Annotated in this window: 16 protein-coding genes and 2 tRNA genes; 6 read left to right on the forward strand and 12 right to left on the reverse strand. The window is 66.8% G+C overall.

Going from position 1 to position 19122, the window contains the following annotated elements; translation table 11 throughout:
- Positions 1-283, forward strand: a 283-nt coding sequence (locus tag H576_RS0106270) for an integrase core domain-containing protein (protein WP_156888150.1), incomplete at its 5' end; no start/stop codon positions are given.
- Between the two features lie 167 nt (positions 284-450).
- On the opposite strand, the gene H576_RS16310 is transcribed toward H576_RS0106270, so the two are convergent.
- Together H576_RS16310 and H576_RS0106280 are read right to left on the reverse strand one after the other, a co-directional pair.
- Positions 451-2742 carry a S8 family serine peptidase gene (locus H576_RS16310; RefSeq protein WP_169564315.1) on the reverse strand — a complete coding sequence of 764 codons (2292 nt, stop codon included), beginning with the start codon at positions 2740-2742 and terminating at the stop codon, positions 451-453.
- A 205-nt stretch (positions 2743-2947) separates the two neighbouring features.
- Positions 2948-4147 (reverse strand): AAA family ATPase, encoded by a 1200-nt coding sequence (locus H576_RS0106280; protein WP_029150235.1) that lies wholly within the window; start codon positions 4145-4147, stop codon positions 2948-2950.
- 253 nt (positions 4148-4400) lie between these two features.
- Between H576_RS0106280 and H576_RS16620 the strand changes: the two genes are divergently transcribed.
- The gene (locus H576_RS16620; RefSeq protein ID WP_156888151.1) at positions 4401-4928 is read left to right on the forward strand and encodes a hypothetical protein; all 528 of its coding nucleotides are present in this window, start codon (positions 4401-4403) and stop codon (positions 4926-4928) included.
- 198 nt (positions 4929-5126) lie between these two features.
- Here the strand turns inward: H576_RS16620 and H576_RS0106285 are convergent.
- Positions 5127-5199, reverse strand: a tRNA-Ala gene (locus H576_RS0106285).
- Positions 5200-5413: 214 nt separating this feature from the next.
- Here H576_RS0106285 and H576_RS0106290 point away from each other — a divergent pair.
- Positions 5414-7165, forward strand: coding sequence for a phosphoenolpyruvate carboxykinase (GTP) (locus H576_RS0106290; RefSeq protein WP_084502534.1), 1752 nt, complete (start codon positions 5414-5416; stop codon positions 7163-7165).
- A 10-nt stretch (positions 7166-7175) separates the two neighbouring features.
- On the opposite strand, the gene H576_RS0106295 is transcribed toward H576_RS0106290, so the two are convergent.
- The 9 genes from H576_RS0106295 to dnaA all read right to left on the reverse strand — a co-directional run bounded on the left by H576_RS0106295 (position 7176) and on the right by dnaA (position 18002).
- Positions 7176-7727: a hypothetical protein gene (locus tag H576_RS0106295; RefSeq protein WP_029150237.1), complete on the reverse strand. Its 552-nt coding sequence runs from the start codon at positions 7725-7727 to the stop codon at positions 7176-7178.
- A gap of 120 nt (positions 7728-7847) precedes the next feature.
- Positions 7848-7921: transfer RNA gene (locus H576_RS0106300), tRNA-Ile, on the reverse strand.
- Between the two features lie 87 nt (positions 7922-8008).
- On the reverse strand, positions 8009-8413 hold the full coding sequence (locus tag H576_RS0106305; protein WP_029150238.1) for a DUF3566 domain-containing protein: 405 nt from the start codon (positions 8411-8413) through the stop codon (positions 8009-8011).
- A complete protein-coding gene (gene gyrA / locus H576_RS0106310; protein ID WP_029150239.1) occupies positions 8410-10956 on the reverse strand; it encodes a DNA gyrase subunit A in 2547 nt (848 codons plus the stop codon). Before gyrA ends, H576_RS0106305 begins: the two co-directional genes overlap by 4 nt.
- A gap of 35 nt (positions 10957-10991) precedes the next feature.
- On the reverse strand, positions 10992-13058 hold the full coding sequence (gene gyrB, locus H576_RS0106315) for a DNA topoisomerase (ATP-hydrolyzing) subunit B (protein WP_029150240.1): 2067 nt from the start codon (positions 13056-13058) through the stop codon (positions 10992-10994).
- 119 nt (positions 13059-13177) lie between these two features.
- A complete protein-coding gene (locus H576_RS0106320; RefSeq protein WP_029150241.1) occupies positions 13178-13672 on the reverse strand; it encodes a DciA family protein in 495 nt (164 codons plus the stop codon).
- Positions 13665-14843 (reverse strand): DNA replication/repair protein RecF, encoded by a 1179-nt coding sequence (recF, locus tag H576_RS0106325; protein WP_029150242.1) that lies wholly within the window; start codon positions 14841-14843, stop codon positions 13665-13667. The genes H576_RS0106320 and recF overlap by 8 nt, the downstream gene beginning before the upstream one ends.
- Before the next feature lie 19 nt (positions 14844-14862).
- Positions 14863-16008 (reverse strand): DNA polymerase III subunit beta, encoded by a 1146-nt coding sequence (gene dnaN / locus H576_RS0106330; RefSeq protein ID WP_029150243.1) that lies wholly within the window; start codon positions 16006-16008, stop codon positions 14863-14865.
- Between the two features lie 590 nt (positions 16009-16598).
- A complete protein-coding gene (dnaA, locus tag H576_RS0106335) occupies positions 16599-18002 on the reverse strand; it encodes a chromosomal replication initiator protein DnaA (protein WP_036319739.1) in 1404 nt (467 codons plus the stop codon).
- A gap of 273 nt (positions 18003-18275) precedes the next feature.
- Between dnaA and rpmH the strand changes: the two genes are divergently transcribed.
- From rpmH to yidD, 3 genes are read left to right on the forward strand one after another with little or no spacing between them, the layout of a single operon-like run.
- Positions 18276-18413 (forward strand): 50S ribosomal protein L34, encoded by a 138-nt coding sequence (gene rpmH / locus H576_RS0106340; RefSeq protein ID WP_029150245.1) that lies wholly within the window; start codon positions 18276-18278, stop codon positions 18411-18413.
- A gap of 22 nt (positions 18414-18435) precedes the next feature.
- Positions 18436-18774: a ribonuclease P protein component gene (gene rnpA, locus H576_RS0106345; RefSeq protein ID WP_029150246.1), complete on the forward strand. Its 339-nt coding sequence runs from the start codon at positions 18436-18438 to the stop codon at positions 18772-18774.
- A complete protein-coding gene (yidD, locus tag H576_RS0106350; RefSeq protein ID WP_036319776.1) occupies positions 18771-19118 on the forward strand; it encodes a membrane protein insertion efficiency factor YidD in 348 nt (115 codons plus the stop codon). The genes rnpA and yidD overlap by 4 nt, the downstream gene beginning before the upstream one ends.
- Positions 19119-19122: the final 4 nt, after the last annotated feature.

A 19122-nucleotide genomic window follows, 5' to 3' on the forward strand; every position in this document is an offset into this window, starting at 1 on the left:
AAGCAGGAAGTTCCTGCGTGCTCTGGCCCGTCATCGCATGGTCGGGAGCATGGGCAGAGTCGGGTCGAGCGGTGACAATGCAGCCATGGAAAGCTTCTTCGCCCTGCTCCAGAAGAACGTCCTCAACCGCCGCTCCTGGACAGCCCGCGAGCAGCTGCGCATCGCGATCGTCACCTGGATCGAGCGGACCTACCACCGCCGGCGACGCCAGGCGCGTCTGGGCCGTTTGACGCCCATCGAATTCGAGACCATCATGAACACGACCGTCGCACTCGCGGCGTGACTACAACCTGTCACCTACCCGTGCAGCAGTCCCCGCTCCTGCCGGCTCATTGTCGCTAGCTTGCCCGGACGTGTCCGAGGCTAAGAGTCAGCAGGGCGATGGTGCATTCCCGGGCGTAATGATCGTAGCTCGTCGTCTTGCCCTGCGTTCCTCGGCACCGATACGAATTAGGCACGCGCACGAGATCGGATGCTGGTGCGGATGTCATCGGTTCGGATGCCAAGCTGCCCCAGTTGCTGTCGCATCTGCCGGAACACAGGGGCCACACCTTTCGGATCGGAGATCGTTAGGACTGCCGCGAACTCAACGCCTTCGGTTGGCATCACCTCATCGGCTCTAGTGAGATAGTTGACGACGAACTTCCAGGTCGAGCTCGGCCCCCGCCCAGCGAGACGCGCGTCGAACGATTTGGCTACCTGCCATTTGAGCGTCTCATTGATGAGGTCACGTTCGGCCCGAGGCTCGCCGTCGCGAGTCTTGGCCATGTTCACGGGGCGTAGACGGTTGTCGAAGCCACCGTCCTTGTTTTGCTGCATTAGTTTTGCGGCGATGTTGACACGCACCCGCTCGTCACCATGCTCGTACGCCAGCTGAGGCCGAGCTACAAGCGTGAGCTTCGCGTATCCTCGGCACTTGCCGTCCGTTACAAGGGATTCCGGCCATGCAAAAGTGAGGGTCGCCTGTTCATTGGGCTGAAGGACACTATCGAAGACCAAGGTGATCTCGGAATCATCGCGCTGCAGCATCTCCTCGGCCTCGACTGGCACTCCGAAGCCGATCAGATCGCGCGTGACCGGCAAGATGTCCTTCTGCGCGAACACTCCAGGGGTGTGAGAGTGGTGACTCAACATTGCCAAGAGCACTTCTCTTGAGACATCACCTTCGATGAGCGAGTCTAGGTCGGCGAGCCGACGAGCGACGAGCGGGGCGGCATAGCTGGTGCCTGCATCGGCAGCGAGATTGCCATCTGCGGTAACGGAGAAAAGTCCCGAGCCGATCGTGGGTGATGGGGTACCGGATCCGCCAACGTGGGCGAAGTCAGGTTTCGTTGCACCGCGTAGTCCCGGGCCGCGTCGACTGTATCGAGCTAATGCGAACGGAACCTGGCTTGGAAGGCCTGGAGGGTTGAGTGCTGAGACAGAAGCATTAAAGAGACTTTCGCCAGGTTCAGCGAGGATGCCGTCGGTGTCGGCAACCAAGCTAGCGAGGGCGGCGGTCGTGTCTGCTGACCACTCTGCGCGTTGTTGTGCGAGGGGGATGTTGCCTGCAGAGATGACGAGGATCACATCCTGTTGAGCGGCGATCTGGTCGAGCCGAATTGCTGCGTACCCGTATCGGGTTCCGTCGCCGGGGGTCCGGAAGTTCATGCTGAAGTTGAAGACGCGGACGCCATATCGGGTGCGTAGGTCCGCAATCGCTGCCTCCACTTCGTCCATGAAGTCCGGGACTCCCCCGGGGTAGTAGGCGTCAAAAGGAATACCAGTCTCGCCCGGATCCGCCGGTAGCACGTCCACGTCGATCACGCGACAGCCGTGAGGCTGCTTTGCCAGGAACGAGTTCAGGGTGCCGGCCGCGACGAGCAGGCCGGAGATGAACGTGCCATGGCTTACGTCTCGGTCCGTGTCCGCGAGCTGACCCCAACGGCCCTCGACCCAGTCCCCGACGGCATCCCCGACTCCACCGTCGACGATGCCGACAAGCGCAGCGGAGGCCTCTGAAGGGCGATCAAAGGTTCCAGCGGGGAGCGGTGACCCCAGAGAAAGCGGTGCCGTCGCAGCTCGCTGCACGACGGGTGGCAGAAGCACGGATCGGACAAGAGGGTTTCGAGAGATTGATTCCAACACACTCTGGTGCGTTGCCTCGTCTACAACGGCCGGTGGCTCCGCAGATTCGGGAGAAGGAGAAGCGGCATCGCCTTGCGGCAGCGCGAGACGAACTATGCTCGGCATCCCTGGCGGCAACGGTTGGAGAGAAAGAACGGGGGCGCCAGCACCCCGTAGCCGAATCATGCTCAGGCTGAGTGCCCCGACGCCGTTCTGTAGAGACTCTATGGCGTGTTGCTCTGCCGTTGTGAGTTCAGGACTTGTCTCCGCCGTCGCGATCGGGAACAGCTCCACGAGGTAGCGGCCTCCGGTGCCAGCTCGTGACAGCCATGCGGCCCCTTCGGCAGCGCTGAAGCCTCGCTTGTCCTCCTCCGTCCACAGCGAGATGGTGTCGATCGCTGACACTTCACACCGATACCGTGAGGGGTTCGGGAAGCTACGCCCAGTCTTCGGGTCCACCTTCTGCGGCACTTTCGTTTCCGCCTTCAGCACCGCTGCGAGCACCTTGCGCAAGCTATCAGGCGTGACCGCATATATCGGTTCCCCGACCCGTGCTGTCGCAACATGCGGCGTGAGAGCAGGACGGAAGAGACGTTGTTGAGGGCGATGGCTCTTGGCGATCGCGTTCGGCGCCATGGTTACCTTTAGATACCCAAGGCCCCCAAAAGTCAGATCGCTTTCGAGCGCCGCGAGAACTCCCCGCAGCGCTGTAGCAAGAGTCTCCCGGTGAGCGCCGAACGCGCTCGGACGAGAAGCATAGAAGTCCGTCCCGTTGCCGTTGGGTGTTTGGCGATCTCGTGGCGCTCGGAGCGCCCCGGGGTTGAGGACGACTTGAACTGGTTCATTCGGCATCTGTGTCGCCCTCCTCACCGCCGCCACCGAGGCGTCGGCTAATCGTCTTAGTGCTGCAATCGAACAGAGCAGCCAACTCGACGTTGCTGAACGTCGAATCCGTTGCGGCGAGGTCACGAGTCAGTGCTGCATCGTCCCTCTCGATTTGACGCCGTCGCTCAGCGCTGATGTGCACCGAGGTCGATCGAGAGAGTTGCACCGCAGTTCTGATGGGAGCGGCACCAGAGTCCGCCTGGAGGAGGCGCCGCTTGCGATACTTGGTCGCCATGGTCTGAAGTTCCGCGCCCGACACACCCTCGCACACCCAAGCGAGCAACTTTGCTTCAGCGCCAGCTGCCTCATCGTCGTCGAGGAAGCGACGAGCAATCTCAACCCTCTGATCGAACTCCGGCATCGGTACGGCGAGCTGAACCTCGAAGCGCCGCCAGATTGCTGGATCGAGCAACGACTCGTGATTGGTTAGGCCAATCGTGATGCCCCGCCCGTCGCGCGAGTCCATGTTTTGCAGCAGCGCGTTCACGACTCGTTTGATCTCGCCGACCTCGTTAGGATCATCACGCAGCTTGGCAATCGCGTCGAACTCGTCGAGCACAAGAACACATTCATATCGATTGGCGAACGTGAACAACGCACCCACGTTCCGCGCGGTTGTTCCGAGGTACGAGCTGATGAGGCCATCCAGACGAGCAAGAACCACCGGGATACCCAGTCTTTGCGCCAACCAAAGCGCCAATGTGGTCTTCCCTGTACCCGGCGCCCCGTAGACCAGCAGCGACTGAGTTGGGCGCATCCCTGCTTGGCGCAGCACCTCCGCACTCTCCCACTCCTGAAGGAGCGCCTCCACGTTTTCTTGGACTGATGCGGGGAACAGCGGCAATCGAACATGGATCTGATCCGGCATGATCACAGTCGCCAGTTCAGCCGCCGACTCCTTGTCCACAGGAACCGGGACGGTCGGGGTGAGTCGTTCGCCGACGGCGATCGCCGTCCGGCTCTTGGCGATGCGACTTGGAGCAAGCTCCGATGCTCGCGACGCAGTCGACAGCATCTTCTTCAGCGCCGCCGCTTCCTTCTCCTCGCCCGCGGCAGACATCGCTTCCACAAGACGCTCGACCTGATGCCTAAGCGGAGGAGTGTCATTGGCCAGCGCGACACGAACTAGCGATCGAAGGATAGAAAAGTGCTGCATGAAGACAGTGTATGCCTGGCATCGGACATTGATGAGCCCAACACGGACATCTCCGCATCGTAGCGCCCCGTCCACTCAAGCCCACGATCCTCTCGCTCGTCATCGAATCGGGCGCGCCGCCTCTCAGGCCAGCAGTGGCTCTTCGATGGCATGGGTTGCAGTCAGTATCGATCCAGTGCGCGACGGATGAACTGATCGCGAATACACCGAACGAGTTCATCTTCCGTTCGGGCTGCTGTGCCATGAAGGTCACATGCCACAACTGAATCGCACAGAGTTCTTCGCCCGCCGCACGAGTCTTCAGACGAACTGGGCTACCGGCGGGCACCTCCTCAGACGCCTGACAGCGGAACAACAATGGGCGCTCCAGGACTTCTACCTGTTCGGCCACGACCTCTCCGAGTCCGACGTCATCGCTCGTCGCGATGCGGCAGTCGCCGCGCAGCCCGACCTGGCGAAGGCGGCCGGCCTCGCCTATCGATCCTTCGCCACCCTTGATACTCAAGCGCACCAGCGGGCAGAGGCCGCGATCGCCCCTCTTCGCGCGCAACCCCAACTCGCTCCCGCACCACGTCGACGCAGACGCGGCCCCAGCAGACTCATCGCATGGTCCGACCCCGACCGGCCAACCGACATGAAGCTTCTCGCCGAGACACTCGTCAACCTCGCCAAGCAACGCGAAGCACAGGAGAAGAACAGGACCACGGGCGCCGAACCGTCCCAATCCGATGGCCCAAGTCAGGCGAAGTCACCGTATGCAGGACGTACCGATGACCTCTAGGCACCTGCCGGGAATCGAAACGGAAAACAAGAAAACCCCAGGTCAGAAGACCTGGGGTTCCCTCGAACTCCAACAGCTACGACAACTGCCACTGCCACTGCCAATGAGACGGAGAACGTACCGATAGAGACCGAAGAAAGTTCCTGATCAGAGCAACTTTCCCACGTCCCTTCGGGCGTCCCTTCGCCCGTCTCTTCGTGGAGCCTAGGAGATTCGAACTCCTGACATCCTGCTTGCAAAGCAGGCGCTCTACCAACTGAGCTAAGGCCCCGAGCACCGTACGGTGACTCGAGGGTTCAGTCTACCGGGGCCATGGGGCGTTTGACAAAGCAGAAGGAACGGCGATTCTTTCGCACGTCCCGGCCGAGAATCTCGGCGAATCCTCCGGTTCACTGGCTGTCACACCGACGCAAAGGAGCATCACCGTGACGATCGCCGCCCCGCTGCCCCGCACCTCCACCCAGCCGCACATCGACGGTCCCGGTATGCGCGCCCTGCTCGGCTGGGTCGACCGCATTGCGGCCCTCACCGAGCCCGACCGGATCCAGTGGATCTCGGGCGACCCCCGGGAGCGCGACGAGCTCCTCGCGGAGATGGTCGCGCAGCGCACCCTCATCCCGCTGAACCCCGAGAAGCGCCCCGGCTCGTACCTCGCGCGCTCGACGCCCGACGACGTCGCCCGCCTCGAGTCGCGCACATTCATCTGCTCCGAGCGCGAGGAGGACGCGGGCCCGACCAACAACTGGGTCGCACCCGCCGAGATGCGCGCGACGCTCGAGCCGCTCTTCGCCGGGTCGATGCGCGGCCGGACGCTCTACGTCGTCCCGTTCTCGATGGGAAAGGTCGGCGGCCCGATCTCGCAGCTCGGCGTGCAGCTCACCGACAGCCCCTACGCCGTCGCCTCGATCGGCATCATGACGCGGGTCGGCGACGACGTCACGCGCCTCATCGCGGCCGGCGAGCCCTTCGTGCGCACGGTGCACAGCGTCGGCGCCCCGCTCGCCCCCGGGCAGATGGACACGGCCTGGCCCTCGAACCCCGAGAAGCACATCGCGCACTTCCCCGAGTCGCTCGAGGTGTGGTCGTACGGATCCGGCTACGGCGGCAACGCCATCCTGGCCAAGAAGTGCTTCGCCCTGCGGATCGCCTCGGTCCTCGGCCGCGACCAGGGCTGGATGGCCGAGCACATGCTGCTCATCCGCGTCACGGATCCGTACGGGCGCGCGTACCACGTCGCGGCGGCGTTCCCCTCGGCCTGCGGCAAGACGAACCTCGCGATGCTGCGGCCCACGATCCCCGGCTGGTCGGTCGAGACGCTCGGAGACGACATCACCTGGATCCGGCCGGGCGGCGACGGCAAGCTCCACGCGATCAACCCCGAAGCCGGGTTCTTCGGCGTCGCCCCGGGGACCGGCGCCTCGACGAACGTCACGGCGGTCGAGACGCTCACGCACGACGTGATCTTCACCAACGTCGCCCTCACCGACGACGGCGACGTGTGGTGGGAGGGGCTCACCGACGAGGCCCCCGATCACCTCATCGACTGGCAGGGCCGCGACTGGACCCCGGCCGATGGACGCCCCGCGGCGCACCCGAACTCGCGCTTCACGGTCGCGGCCGCGCAGTCTCCGTCGATCTCCGACGCGTGGGAGGAGGCCGTCCCGCTCGACGTCATCCTCTTCGGCGGGCGGCGCGCGACCAACGTCCCCCTCGTCGTCGAGGCGACGAGCTGGGAGCACGGGGTGTTCCTCGGGTCGACGATCTCGTCCGAGCGCACGGCCGCGGCCGAGGGCACGGTCGGCGAGCTGCGGCGCGACCCCTTCGCGATGATGCCGTTCTGCGGCTACAACATGGCCGACTACTTCGCGCACTGGATCCGCATGGGCGGATCCGTCGAGACCCTGCCCCGGATCTTCCAGGTCAACTGGTTCCGCAAGGGGGCGGACGGCGCGTTCCTCTGGCCCGGCTTCGGCGAGAACTCGCGCGTCATCGACTGGATCATCCGCCGCCTGCAGGGCGAGGCCGCGGCCGTCGACACCCCGATCGGGCGCGTCCCGGCCCCGGGATCCCTCGACACCTCGGGCATCGACGTCGACGAGGAGCAGCTGCTCGCCGTCGACCGCACGGCCTGGCGCGCGGAGGCCGACCTGACGGAGGAGTTCTACGCCCGGTTCGGCGACCGGATCCCGCCCGAGCTCGCGGCCGAGCTCGCGTCGCTGCGCGAGCGACTCAGATAGGAAATCCGCCTCAGCCGACCCCGCACTCCTGGATCATCCACACGACGAAGGCCTGGTAGTCGGGGTCGGAGGCGATCCGCTGCAGAGCCTCCGACTCGGTGAACTTCGGGTCGAGGCCGACGTCGGAGACGAGGCTGTCCGCCGGGAACTGCTCGAGGACAGCGATGTCCGCCGCGGCCGACTCGGCGAACGCCTCGGCGCCGCGCCCGAGCTCCTCGCTGACGCCCTGCAGGGGAAGAAGCGCGTTGATCTCCTCGAGCTGCACGGAGACGGCGGCGAGGTCCTCGCCGACTGTGCCCGCCTTCGCCGCCGTGGCGGCGCTGTTCGCCTCGCAGAGGGCGGTGTAGTCGGCGGCCTCCGACGTCTCGACCTGCGGCTCGGCCGTCGGGGTGGCTTCCGCGGCGTCGCTCGACGGGGTGGCCGCCGCGTCCGTCACCGCGGGCGTGTCCCCGGCCGACGAGGGCGCGGGCGACGGCGAGCAGACCGCCGTGACCGCGATCGCGGCCACGATCAGGCCGCCGGCGAACAGGCGGCAGGGGAGTCGACAACCGGTCGTGAGCATGTCTTCCCCGTCGTGATGGCACCTGTGCGGATTCGTCGAGCTTCCCACGCGCAGGTCCGGCCCGACAAGGTCACCGAGACAGAGAAAGCCCCGGATCTCCGAGGAGATCCGGGGCGAACGTGGGGCTACCAGGATTTGAACCTGGGACCTCTTCATTATCAGTGAAGCGCTCTAACCACCTGAGCTATAGCCCCATCCCATCGGGAAGCGAACTTCCCAACCTGCAAGATGTTACCCGAACCCGGGCGCACCAGCCAAACCGAGGCGCCCGGGCGAGCCTGTCAGTTGGATGTGAAGCCGACGAGCTGGCCGCCCGTGATCTTCACGGCCATGTTGTAGATGCCGGCGGCGACGGCGCCGAGCACCGTCACGACGATGAGGTTGAGGATCGCGCACACCGCGCCGAACGCGAAGACCTGCGGCAGCCCGATCGCGGAGGCGAGGGAGATGGATCCGTCGCTGAAGCTGCTCACGAACTCGTCGAGCTGGCCGATGAGACCCGTCGACTGGATGATGAGGAACAGCAGGAGGATCGCGACGAGCGTGACGATCGCGATCGCGATGGCGATCAGGAACGACAGCTTGACCGCCGACCAGAAGTCGACGTAGACGAGGCGCAGGCGGACCTGCTTCGACGAGGACTTCTGCGCGGACTTCTGCGCGAGCTTGTCGGCTACCGTGCTCATGCGTCACCTTCGGGGGTCTCGGGAGCGTTGTCTTCTGCCGATTCGTCGGCGTCTTCGTCCTCACCCAGACCGCGCTCGCTGTTGCGAGCGATCGTCAGGATGCTGTCGCCCTTGGCGGGCCTGGCGAAGACCACGCCCATCGTGTCGCGGCCCTTGGCGGGCACCTCGGCAACGGCCGAGCGTACCACCTTGCCCTTCGCAAGCACGACGAGCACCTCGTCGTCCTCCTCCACGATCAGGCCGCCGGCGAGCTCGCCGCGGTCGTCGTTGAGCTTCGCGACCTTGATCCCGAGGCCGCCGCGGCCCTGGATCCGGTACTCCTCGATCGCGGTGCGCTTGGCGTACCCGCCGTCGGTCACCGTGAACACGTATGTGTCGGCGCGGGCGACCGAGGCGCTCAGCAGCTCGTCGCCCTCGCGGAACGACATGCCCTTGACGCCGCTCGTCGCGCGGCCGAGCGGTCGCAGCGACTCGTCGCTCGCCGCGAACTGCAGCGACATGCCCTTGCGGCTGATGAGCATCAGGTAGTCGTCGCCGTTCACGATCATCGCGTCGAGCAGCTCGTCGCCGTCGCGCAGGTTGATCGCGATGATTCCGCCCTGGCGGTTCGAGTCGTACTCGCCGAGGCGCGTCTTCTTGATGAGACCCGCCTTGGTCGCGAGCACGAGGTACTCGGCGTCCTCGTACGTCTTGAGCTCGATGACCTCGGCGATCGTCTCGTCGGGCTGCAGCGCGAGCAGGTTCGCCACGTGCAGGCCCTTCGCGTCGCGCCCGGCCTCGGGCAACTCGTACGCCTTAGCGCGGTAGACGCGGCCCGTGTTCGTGAAGAACAGGATCCAGTGGTGCGTCGTCGTGACGAAGAAGTGCTCGACGACGTCGTCGCCGCGGAGCGCCGCGCCCTTCACGCCCTTGCCGCCGCGGTGCTGCGAGCGGTAGAGGTCGCTGCGCGTGCGCTTGACGTAGCCCTCGCGCGTGACGGTGACGACGACCTCCTCCTCTGCGATCAGGTCCTCGATCGACACGTCGCCGTCGAAGCCGTGCAGGATCTCGGTGCGGCGGTCGTCGGCGAAGCGGTCGGCGATCGCGGCCAGCTCGGTCTTGACGATGTCGCGCTGGCGCTCCTCCGACGCGATGATCGCGCGGAAGTCGGCGATCCTCGCCTCGAGCTCCGTGGCCTCGTCGATGATCTTCTGCCGCTCGAGCGCCGCGAGGCGGCGGAGCTGCATCGCGAGGATCGCGTCGGCCTGCAGGTCGTCGATGTCGAGCAGCGCCTTGAGGCCCTCGCGCGCGTCGTCGACCGTCGACGAGCGCCGGATCAGCGCGATGACCTCGTCGAGCGCGTCGAGCGCCTTGAGGTAGCCGCGCAGGATGTGCATGCGCTCCTCCGCCTTCTTGAGGCGGAACTTCGTGCGGCGCACGATGACGTCGAGCTGGTGCGTGATCCAGTGCGAGATGAACCCGTCGAGCGGCAGCGTGCGGGGCACGTTGTCGACGATCGCGAGCATGTTCGCGCCGAAGTTCGTCTGCAGGTCGGTGTGCTTGTACAGGTTGTTCAGTACGACTTTCGCGACGGCGTCGCGCTTGAGTACGACGACGAGGCGCTGGCCCGTGCGGCTCGAGGTCTCGTCGCGGATGTCGGCGATGCCCTGCACCCGGCCCTCGCGGGCGAGCTCGCCGATCTTCACGGCGAGGTTGTCGGGGTTGACCTGGTACGGGAGCTCGGTGATGACGAGGCAGGTGCGGCCCTGGATCTCCTCGATCGCGACGACGGCGCGCATCGTGATGGATCCGCGGCCCGTGCGGTACGCCTCGTGGATGCCCTTGGTTCCGAGGATCTGTGCGCCCGTCGGGAAGTCGGGGCCCGGGATGCGCTGCATGAGCCCGCCGAGGAGCTCCTCGCGGGGCAGGTCGGGGTGATCGAGCGCCCAGAGCGCGGCGTCGGAGACCTCGCGCAGGTTGTGCGGCGGGATGTTCGTCGCCATCCCGACGGCGATGCCGACCGAGCCGTTGACCAGCAGGTTCGGGAAGCGGGCAGGCAGGACCGTGGGCTCCTGCGTCTCGCCGTCGTAGTTGTCCTCGAACTCGACGGTGTCTTCCTCGATGTCGCGCACCATCTCGAGCGCGATCGGGGCCATCTTCGTCTCGGTGTATCGCGGGGCGGCGGCGCCCTGGTTGCCCGGGGATCCGAAGTTGCCCTGGCCGAGCGCGAGCGGGTAGCGCAGCGACCACGGCTGCACGAGGCGCACGAGGGTGTCGTAGATCGCGCTGTCGCCGTGCGGGTGGTACTGACCCATGACCTCGCCGACGACACGGGCGCACTTCGAGAACTTCTTGTCCGGGCGGTAGCCGCCGTCGTACATCGCGTAGACGACGCGGCGGTGTACGGGCTTCAGGCCGTCGCGCACGTCGGGCAGCGCGCGCCCGATGATCACGCTCATCGCGTAGTCGAGATAGCTGCGCTGCATCTCCGACTGCAGATCGACCTGGTCGATGTTGCCGTGGTTGTGCTCGAGGATCTCGTCGGGGCGTTCTTCGTCTGCCATCGGGCTCTCTCCTTACGTCCGGTCCGCGTTCTCGATCAGATGTCGAGGAACCGGACGTCCTTCGCGTTGCGCTGGATGAAGGTGCGTCGGGAGTCGACGTCGTCGCCCATGAGGACCGAGAAGATCTCGTCGGCCGCGGCCGCGTCGTCGATCGTCACCTGACGCAGCGTGCGCGTCTCGGGGTTCATCGTCGTGTCCCACAGCTCGTTGTCGTTCATCTCGCCGAGGCCCTTGTACCGCTGGATGCCCGCCTCCTTGGGCATGCGCTTGCCGTTCTCGGCGCCGTGCTTGAGCAGGACGTCGCGCTCGTGGTCGCTGAACACGTACTCGTGCTCGGAGTTCGACCACTTGAGCCGGTACAGCGGCGGCATCGCGAGGTACACGTAGCCGGCCTCGATGAGACCGCGCATGTAGCGGAACAGCAGCGTCAGCAGCAGCGTCGTGATGTGCTGGCCGTCGACGTCGGCATCCGCCATGACGACGATCTTGTGATAGCGCGCCTTCTCGAGATCGAACTCGGGGCCGATGCCCGTGCCGAAAGCCTGGATCATCGCCTGCACCTCGCGGTTGGCGAGCGCCTTGTCGATGCGCGCGCGCTCGACGTTGAGGATCTTGCCGCGCAGCGACAGGATCGCCTGCGTGTGCGGGTCGCGGCCGCCGACCGCGGATCCGCCTGCCGAGTCTCCCTCGACGAGGAAGATCTCGCTGATCGACGGATCCTTCGACGTGCAGTCCTTGAGCTTGTCGGGCATCGCGGCCGACTCGAAGACGCTCTTGCGTCGCGCCGACTCGCGGGCTTTGCGGGCGGCCAGGCGCGCCGTCGCGGCGTCGATCGCCTTCGTGATGACGTTCTTCGCCTGCTTGGGGTTGCGCTCGAACCAGTCGCCGAGCTCGTCGGAGACGATGCGCTGCACGAAGCTCTTCGCCTCGGTGTTGCCGAGCTTCGTCTTCGTCTGGCCCTCGAACTGCGGCTCGCCGAGCTTGACCGAGATGACGGCCGTGAGGCCCTCGCGCACGTCGTCGCCCGTGAGATTGTCGTCCTTCTCCTTGAGGAGGTTGTTCGCCCGCGCGTAGCGGTTCACGAGCGAGGTGAGCGCCGCGCGGAAGCCCTCCTCGTGCGTGCCGCCCTCGTGCGTGTTGATCGTGTTGGCGTAGGTGAACACGTTCTCGCTGTAGGAGGTGGTCCACTGCATCGCGACCTCGAGCGAGATCTTCCGCTCGGTGTCCTCGGACTCGAAGTCGATGATGTCGTCGTGCACGGACTCGGACTTGCGCGCCGCGTTGAGGTACTGGACGTAGTCGGTGAGGCCGCGCTCGTAGTGGAAGACGTCGTGGCGCTGCTGCGCCTCGGGGGCGCCCTCCTCCGTCTCGACCTCTTCGATCGACTGCGGGCGCTCGTCGTAGAGCTCGATCTTCAGGCCCTTGTTGAGGAAGGCCATCTGCTGGAAGCGGGTGCGGAGCACCTCGTACTCGAACTCGGTCGTCTCGGTGAAGATCTCGGCGTCGGGCCAGAACGAGATGCTCGTTCCGGTCTCGCTCGTCTCCTCGCCCTGCGCGACGGGGGCGACGGGGGTGCCGCCGTCGGCGAACGACTGGCGCCACACGTGGCCGTCGGTCTTCACGACCGCCTCGAGGCGGGTCGAGAGCGCGTTGACGACCGAGGATCCGACGCCGTGCAGGCCGCCCGAGACGGCGTATCCGCCGCCGCCGAACTTGCCTCCGGCGTGGAGCACCGTGAGCACGACCTCGAGCGTCGACTTCTTCTCGACCTTGTGCATCGCGACGGGGATGCCGCGCCCGTTGTCGTCGACGCGCACGCCGCCGTCCTCGAGCAGCGTCACGGAGATGGTGTCGCAGTAGCCGGCGAGCGCCTCGTCGACCGAGTTGTCGACGATCTCGTAGACGAGGTGGTGCAGGCCGCGCGGGCCCGTCGATCCGATGTACATGCCGGGGCGCTTGCGCACCGCCTCGAGCCCCTCGAGCACCTGGATCTGGTCGGCTCCGTACTCGCCCTCGACCTTTCCGGGCCCGACGTGCTTGCGCTCGCCCCCCGCGTCGGCCGTCGTCGATTCAGGCTCGTTCTGAGGGGTCTCGCTCGTCATCGGAAGGGGGCTCCTTTGTACTCCGTACAGCCCCTTCATTCTACCCCGTTCGACGGCTCGAAAGCCCGCAGGCGCCCCTCAGACGCGACAGATCCGTCGGGGATGGGATCCTGGGTGCACTAACCGTAGGTATCGCGCGGACCGCGCCCTGGAACGCGTCTGAAGCCATGATTCCAGGTAGGGACGTCCGGCCCATGGAAGCGGATGTCCCGAACGCCGGCGTGGGGGTAGAGCTCGATGATGCGGGTGAGGAACGCCGCGCGCATGAGATGCATCTGCTTGCTGCGCGCCGTCGAGTCGCACTTCACGACGACGAGGCCCTGCGCGAAGGTCTCGATGAACGAGTGCGCGGCGTTGTCGTCGCCCGCGATCTCCTGCCAGTTGAGCGCGAGGGTCTCGCGCTCGAGCTGCGGGTTCCACCCGCTCCCGGCGGTGAGCGCGTCGATCGCGTCGCCGATGGATCCCGGGTCGCGTCCCTTCGTGAAGGGCGCGGATCCCTCCTGCTGGCCGCGCTGCCGCTTGCGCCGCCTCGCCGCCTTCGACAGCGGCAGCCCTCGCAGCCGCAGGTAGGTCGCGATCGTCTCGGGGATCCCGGGGGGCCGCTCGTCAGCCATGCGACTCGTCCAAGGGGTGCTCGGCCAACGGGCCCAGGACCTGCCCCGCCTCGATCCGGACGGCGTGATCCCGAAGCGGGTCGGGGAGATCGCCCGCGACGGCCGCCGTCACGATGACCTGCTCGTAGCCCGCGACGACGGCCGCGAGGCGCCTGCGCCGAGCCGCGTCGAGCTCGGCGAACACGTCGTCGAGGATGAGGATCGGGTCGCCGCCGAGCGACTCGGCCCGCAGGAGCTCGGCCGACGCGAGGCGCAGCGAGAGCGCGACCGACCAGCTCTCGCCGTGCGACGCGTACCCTTTGACGGGCAGCCCGCGCAGACGGAGCACGAGGTCGTCGCGGTGCGGCCCGACGAGGGTGATCCCGCGCTCGAGGTCCTGTGCGCGCTTCTCCGCGAGCGCCTGGCGGAAGCGCTCCGCCGTCGCGCCTCCCGTCGGCGCCGTCTCTCGGGCGTCTCCCTCCTCGGGGTCGGCGCCGCCGATCGACTGCGCCCAGGCGAGCCCGGGGGCGTGATCCTCGCCCGCGATCGCGGCGTAGGCGTCGGCGAGGGGCTTCTCGAGGTCGGCCGCGAGCGCCGCGCGGGCGTCGATGATCTGGGCGCCGAGCTCGACGAGCTTCTCGTCCCACACGTCGAGCGTCGTCAGCTGCTCGACCTTCATGCCGCGAGCCCGCGCCGACTTCAGCAGGGCGGTGCGCTGCCGCAGCGTGCGGTCGTAGTCGCCGATGATCCCCGCCATGCGCGGAATCCGCTGCACGAGCAGCTGGTCGGCGAAGCGGCGGCGGACCGAGGGATCCCCCCGCACGATCTGCAGATCCTCGGGGGCGAAGAGGACGACCTGCGCGTACCGGGGCAGCTCGCTCGGCCGGACGGGGTTGCCGGAGACGCGCGCCTTGTTGGAGCCCTGCTTGTTGACCTGCAGCTCGAGCTGGACGGCGCGGGATCCGTGCACGAGCCGCGCGCGGACGAACGCCGCCTCCTTGCCCTCGCGCACGAGCGGCGCGTCTGACGAAACCCGATGCGATCCGAGGGTCGCGAGGTAGGCGACCGCCTCGGCGAGGTTCGTCTTGCCCTGGCCGTTGCGGCCGACGAGCAGGTTCGTGCCGGGGCGCAGGCCGAGCTCGGCCTGCGCGTAGTTGCGGAAGTCGACGAGGCTCAGGTGCTCGACGATCACGTCTCGAGCCCGGGCCCGATCAGCGCAGCAGCAGGTTGGGCTGCAGCAGGTACTTGAAGTTGTCGTTCCCCGCGTCCTCGGCCGACGTCTGGGCCGACACGAGGATCGGGCTCAGCTTGTTGGCGTTGTCGCTCGACGTGAAGGTGATGCGGGCGAACTCGCTCTTCACGGCCCCGAGCGCGTCGAGGAGGTACTGCGGGTTGAGGCCGAGCGTGACCTCGTCGCCGCCCGTGAGGGTCGAGTCGACGGCCTCGGACGCGCGCGCCGCGTCGCCGCCGGCCGCGTCCATCGTCACCTCGGTCTGGCCGAAGGTGAAGCGCAGGGGAGCCGAGCGGTCGAGCACGAGGGCCACACGGCGCACGGCCTCCTGCAGGTCGCTCGTCGAGACGACCGCGTAGTGGCCGGTCTGCTCGGGGAAGAGGCGGCGCACGGGCGGGAAGTTGCCCTTGATGAGCAGCGACGTCACGGTCTTGTTCCCGGCCGTGAAGGCGATGATCTCCCGGTCGCCCGATCCCGAGAACGCGATCGAGATGTTGCCGCCGTGCGAGAAGGTCTTGCCGACCTCGTTGAGCGTGCGCGCCGGGACGAGCGCGGTCGCGTCGTGCTGCGCGCCGTCCCAGTCGATGTCGCGGATCGCGACGCGGTAGCGGTCGGTCGCCACGAGGCTCAGGTGCTGGTCCTTGACCTCGAGCTGGACGCCGGTGAGGACGGGGGTCACGTCGTCGCGCGACGCGGCGAAGGCGACCTGCGCGATCGCGGTCGCGAAGTCCTCGCCCGGGACGAGGCCCGACTCGCCCGTGACCTCGGGGATCGCGGGGTACTCCTCGACGGGCATCGACGCGAGCGCGAAGCGGGCGGGGCCGCAGACGACGGCGACGCCGCCGTCCTCGTCGGTCGAGATCTCGATGGGGGCGTTCGGGAGGCGGCTCGCGATGTCGTTCAGGAGTCGGCCGTGCACGAGGATCGTGCCGGGCTCGTCGATCGTCGCCTCGATGACGGTGCGGGCCGAGGCCTCGTAGTCGAAGGCCGAGAGGGCGAGTAACCCGTCCTCGGTCGACTCGATGAGCACGCCCGCGAGGATCGGCTGCGGGTTGCGCTGCGGCAGCAGCTTGACGACGAACGAGACCGCCTCGCTGAACACGTCTCGGTTCACGTGGAACTTCACGGAGCACTCCCTCTGTGGCTTGTTACCCGCGACACGGTGCGAGATTCGACGCGATGGGCGCGAGTCACGGGAGAACCCATGCTAGTAGCTCGTCGTCGACGCGCTCGACCCCCGGTCTCCGCCGCCTGAGGTGATCGGATCCCCTTCTCAGAGAAGTTCTCTTAACAGCGTTAACGGCTGTGGAGAATGTGGATAACTCTGTGGATCCCTGTCGGGTCATGGGAACTACATCGTTGTGATCTGTGGACGGGGTGCGGAGGCAGCGTGGACGAGCGACCTGCGGGCGATTCGCCTCTCACAGCGCTTTTCACACCCCGAGGGCGTGTCCTGCACAAGCGGGTCGCGTGTCTCCACAGTTATCCACAACTTGTCCACACTGGGGAGAACCATTAAGGGGTGGGGATCCGGTCTGTCAAGGCCGAGTTGGGGAATACGTCACCGCGGGTTCACATGCCGGAGGCCGCACACGGGCCCGGAAACCGCGAAAAGCCCCCGATCCGGCGATCGGGGGCCCTGTGGATAACGTGTGGAGAAGTCGCCGGATATGCTGCGGCGACACGCATCGGCGTGTGGATGGAGTCGGGCGCGTCTCAGCCGCGGCCGAGCTGCGCCGTGATCTCCTGCACCTGGTTGTACACCTGGCGTTTCTCTTTCATGAGCTCCGTGATCTTCTTCGTCGCGTACATCACGGTCGTGTGGTCGCGCCCGCCGAACAGCTGGCCGATCTTCGGCAGCGAGAGGCTCGTGCGCTCGCGGCACAGGTACATCGCGATCTGTCGGGAGAGGGCGACGGCCTGCGCGCGGCTGGGTCCGTAGAGGTCCTCGACCGTGAGCTTGAAGTACTTCGCGGTCGCCTCGATGATCTCGGTCGGCGAGACGACCGTGTCCTCGGGCTTGTCGACGATGTCGCGCAGCACTCCCTCGGCGAGCTCGCGCGTGACCTCCGAGCGGTTGAGGCTCGCGAACGCCGAGACGCGGATGAGCGCGCCCTCGAGCTCGCGGATGTTGGTCGAGACCGCCGTCGCGATGTACTCGATGACGTCCTCGGGGATGTAGATCCGCTCGCTCGACGCCTTCTTGCGGAGGATCGCGATGCGCGTCTCGAGGTCGGGCGCCTGCACGTCGGTGATGAGGCCCCACTCGAAGCGCGAGCGCATGCGGTCCTCGAAGCCCGTGAGTAGGCGAGGCGCGACGTCGCTCGTGATCACGACCTGCTTGTCGTGATCGTGCAGCGTGTTGAAGGTGTGGAAGAACGACTCCTGCGTCTCGGCCTTCCCCTGGAGGAACTGGATGTCGTCGATCAGCAGGATGTCGAGGTCGCGGTAGCGCGCGTTGAACGCGGCGCCGCGGTTGTCGGCGATCGAGTTGATGAAGTCGTTCGTGAACTCCTCGCTCGAGACGTACCGCACGCGAACGCCCGGGAAGAGGTTCTGCGCGTAGTCGCCGATGGCGTGGAGGAGGTGGGTCTTGCCGAGGCCGGAGTCGCCGTAGATGAAGAGCGGGTTGTAGGCCTTCGCCGGCGCCTCGGCGACCGCGACCGCCGCGGCGTGGGCGAAGCGGTTGGACTGCCCGATGACGAAGTTGTCGAAGACGTATTTCGGGTTGAGGCGGGTCTCGCTGCGCGACGCCGTCTGGGCCGTCTCGATGGGGCGGGGCCCGGGGCGATCCGCCTCCGCCCGGCTCGCGGCCTCCTCGCCGATCGGGTTCGGCTCGGGGACGTACGCCTGATCGGCGAGCTCGGGGTTCACGACGACGCGGAAGGACCCGACGCCCTCCCCGACCTTCGCGAGCGCCTCCATGATCGGCTCGCGGGCGTTCTTGTTGATCTGCCCGGCCGTCAGGTCGTTGGGCACGTCGAGATAGAGCGCCCCGCCCATGACGCCCTGCGCGACAGCGAGGTTCAGGAAGCCCTCGAGCTGCGGCGTGATCCGATCGTCGCCTTCGAGCTCGGCGACGACCCGTCGCCACACGGGCACATCCGGTACCTCTGCCATCCGCACGTCCCCCTTGTTCACAGCCTGTGGATAACTTGGAATACGCTAGCCAGGAAGGGCCTTCGCCGCAAACGTCGCGGACGCCGGATCCGCGTGTCTCTCCCGGGCGCGCGGGGTCGCTGTGGGGATACTGTCAGATTGCGCCCGCGGTTTGCGGAATCCGGGCGCGTCGGCGTAGCCTGTTTCGGTTGACTTCCGCCCTACCTGGGCAGTTTCGTACGACGTCTCCGGTGAGTCGATTCCGGTGACAATCCCACCCGGAGTGAGAACACGATGAGCAAGCGCACCTACCAGCCGAACAACCGCCGCCGCGCCAAGAAGCACGGCTTCCGCGCCCGCATGCGCACCCGCGCCGGCCGCGCGATCCTCAACGCGCGCCGCAGCAAGGGCCGCACCGAGCTCTCGGCGTAACACCTTCTTCCTCACGCCGGGTGTGCTTGCGCGTACGCAGCGGATCACCCGCGGGATCGACTATCGAACAGTCGTCCGGCGGGGATCGCGGTGCGCGAGCACACCCGGCGTGACGCATGTCGTGCTGACGCAGGAGCCGCGCCCCGCGCGCTTCGGCTTCATCGTCAGCAAGGCCGTGGGCAACGCCGTCACGCGCAACACCGTGCGTCGCCGGCTCAAGGCGATCTGCCACGAGGCGGCGCCGGGCCTGCGCGACGGCGCCGACGTCGTGATCCGCGCGCTCCCCGCCGCGGCGACGATGCCCTTCGCGGATCTGCGCCGCGAGATCCTCGCGTGCCTCGAGCGCAGGGCATCGGCATGAGCGTCCTCCCCTCGACCTCCTACGGCACGGCGCGCTTCCGCGTGCTGGGCTACCTGGATCCGCGTCTGATCCTGCGCAACCTCGGGCTGTCGCTGCTGACCGCCTACCGCGCCGTGATCTCGCCCCTCTACGGCGAGGTCTGCCGCTACTACCCCTCGTGCTCCGCCTACGCCGTCGGCGCGGTGCAGCAGCACGGCCTCGTGAGAGGATCGGGGATGGCGGCGATGCGCATCGCCCGGTGCCACCCCTGGGCCGCCGGCGGCGAAGACGACGTGCGACCGCACGAACACTTCTCGTACGACCTGACTCCTCGCGGATTCGTCATGCCGCGTCGAAAGGACTGACCTT

Origin of the sequence: Microbacterium indicum DSM 19969 (assembly GCF_000422385.1) — a bacterium.
Taxonomy (GTDB): Bacteria; Actinomycetota; Actinomycetes; order Actinomycetales; family Microbacteriaceae; genus Microbacterium; species Microbacterium indicum.

What these genes read in the sequence shown, in the direction of transcription:
- rpmH (WP_029150245.1), top strand. Translation starts at nt 18,276, where the DNA reads ATGAGCAAGCGCACCTACCAGCCGAACAACCGCCGCCGCGCCAAGAAG.
- H576_RS0106295 (WP_029150237.1), bottom strand. Translation starts at nt 7,727, where the DNA reads ATGCTCACGACCGGTTGTCGACTCCCCTGCCGCCTGTTCGCCGGCGGC.
- H576_RS0106280 (WP_029150235.1), bottom strand. Translation starts at nt 4,147, where the DNA reads ATGCAGCACTTTTCTATCCTTCGATCGCTAGTTCGTGTCGCGCTGGCC.
- yidD (WP_036319776.1), top strand. Translation starts at nt 18,771, where the DNA reads ATGAGCGTCCTCCCCTCGACCTCCTACGGCACGGCGCGCTTCCGCGTG.
- H576_RS16310 (WP_169564315.1), bottom strand. Translation starts at nt 2,742, where the DNA reads ATGGCGCCGAACGCGATCGCCAAGAGCCATCGCCCTCAACAACGTCTC.
- gyrB (WP_029150240.1), bottom strand. Translation starts at nt 13,058, where the DNA reads ATGACGAGCGAGACCCCTCAGAACGAGCCTGAATCGACGACGGCCGAC.
- H576_RS16620 (WP_156888151.1), top strand. Translation starts at nt 4,401, where the DNA reads ATGCCACAACTGAATCGCACAGAGTTCTTCGCCCGCCGCACGAGTCTT.
- gyrA (WP_029150239.1), bottom strand. Translation starts at nt 10,956, where the DNA reads ATGGCAGACGAAGAACGCCCCGACGAGATCCTCGAGCACAACCACGGC.
- dnaA (WP_036319739.1), bottom strand. Translation starts at nt 18,002, where the DNA reads ATGGCAGAGGTACCGGATGTGCCCGTGTGGCGACGGGTCGTCGCCGAG.
- H576_RS0106320 (WP_029150241.1), bottom strand. Translation starts at nt 13,672, where the DNA reads ATGGCTGACGAGCGGCCCCCCGGGATCCCCGAGACGATCGCGACCTAC.
- H576_RS0106305 (WP_029150238.1), bottom strand. Translation starts at nt 8,413, where the DNA reads ATGAGCACGGTAGCCGACAAGCTCGCGCAGAAGTCCGCGCAGAAGTCC.
- H576_RS0106290 (WP_084502534.1), top strand. Translation starts at nt 5,414, where the DNA reads ATGCGCGCCCTGCTCGGCTGGGTCGACCGCATTGCGGCCCTCACCGAG.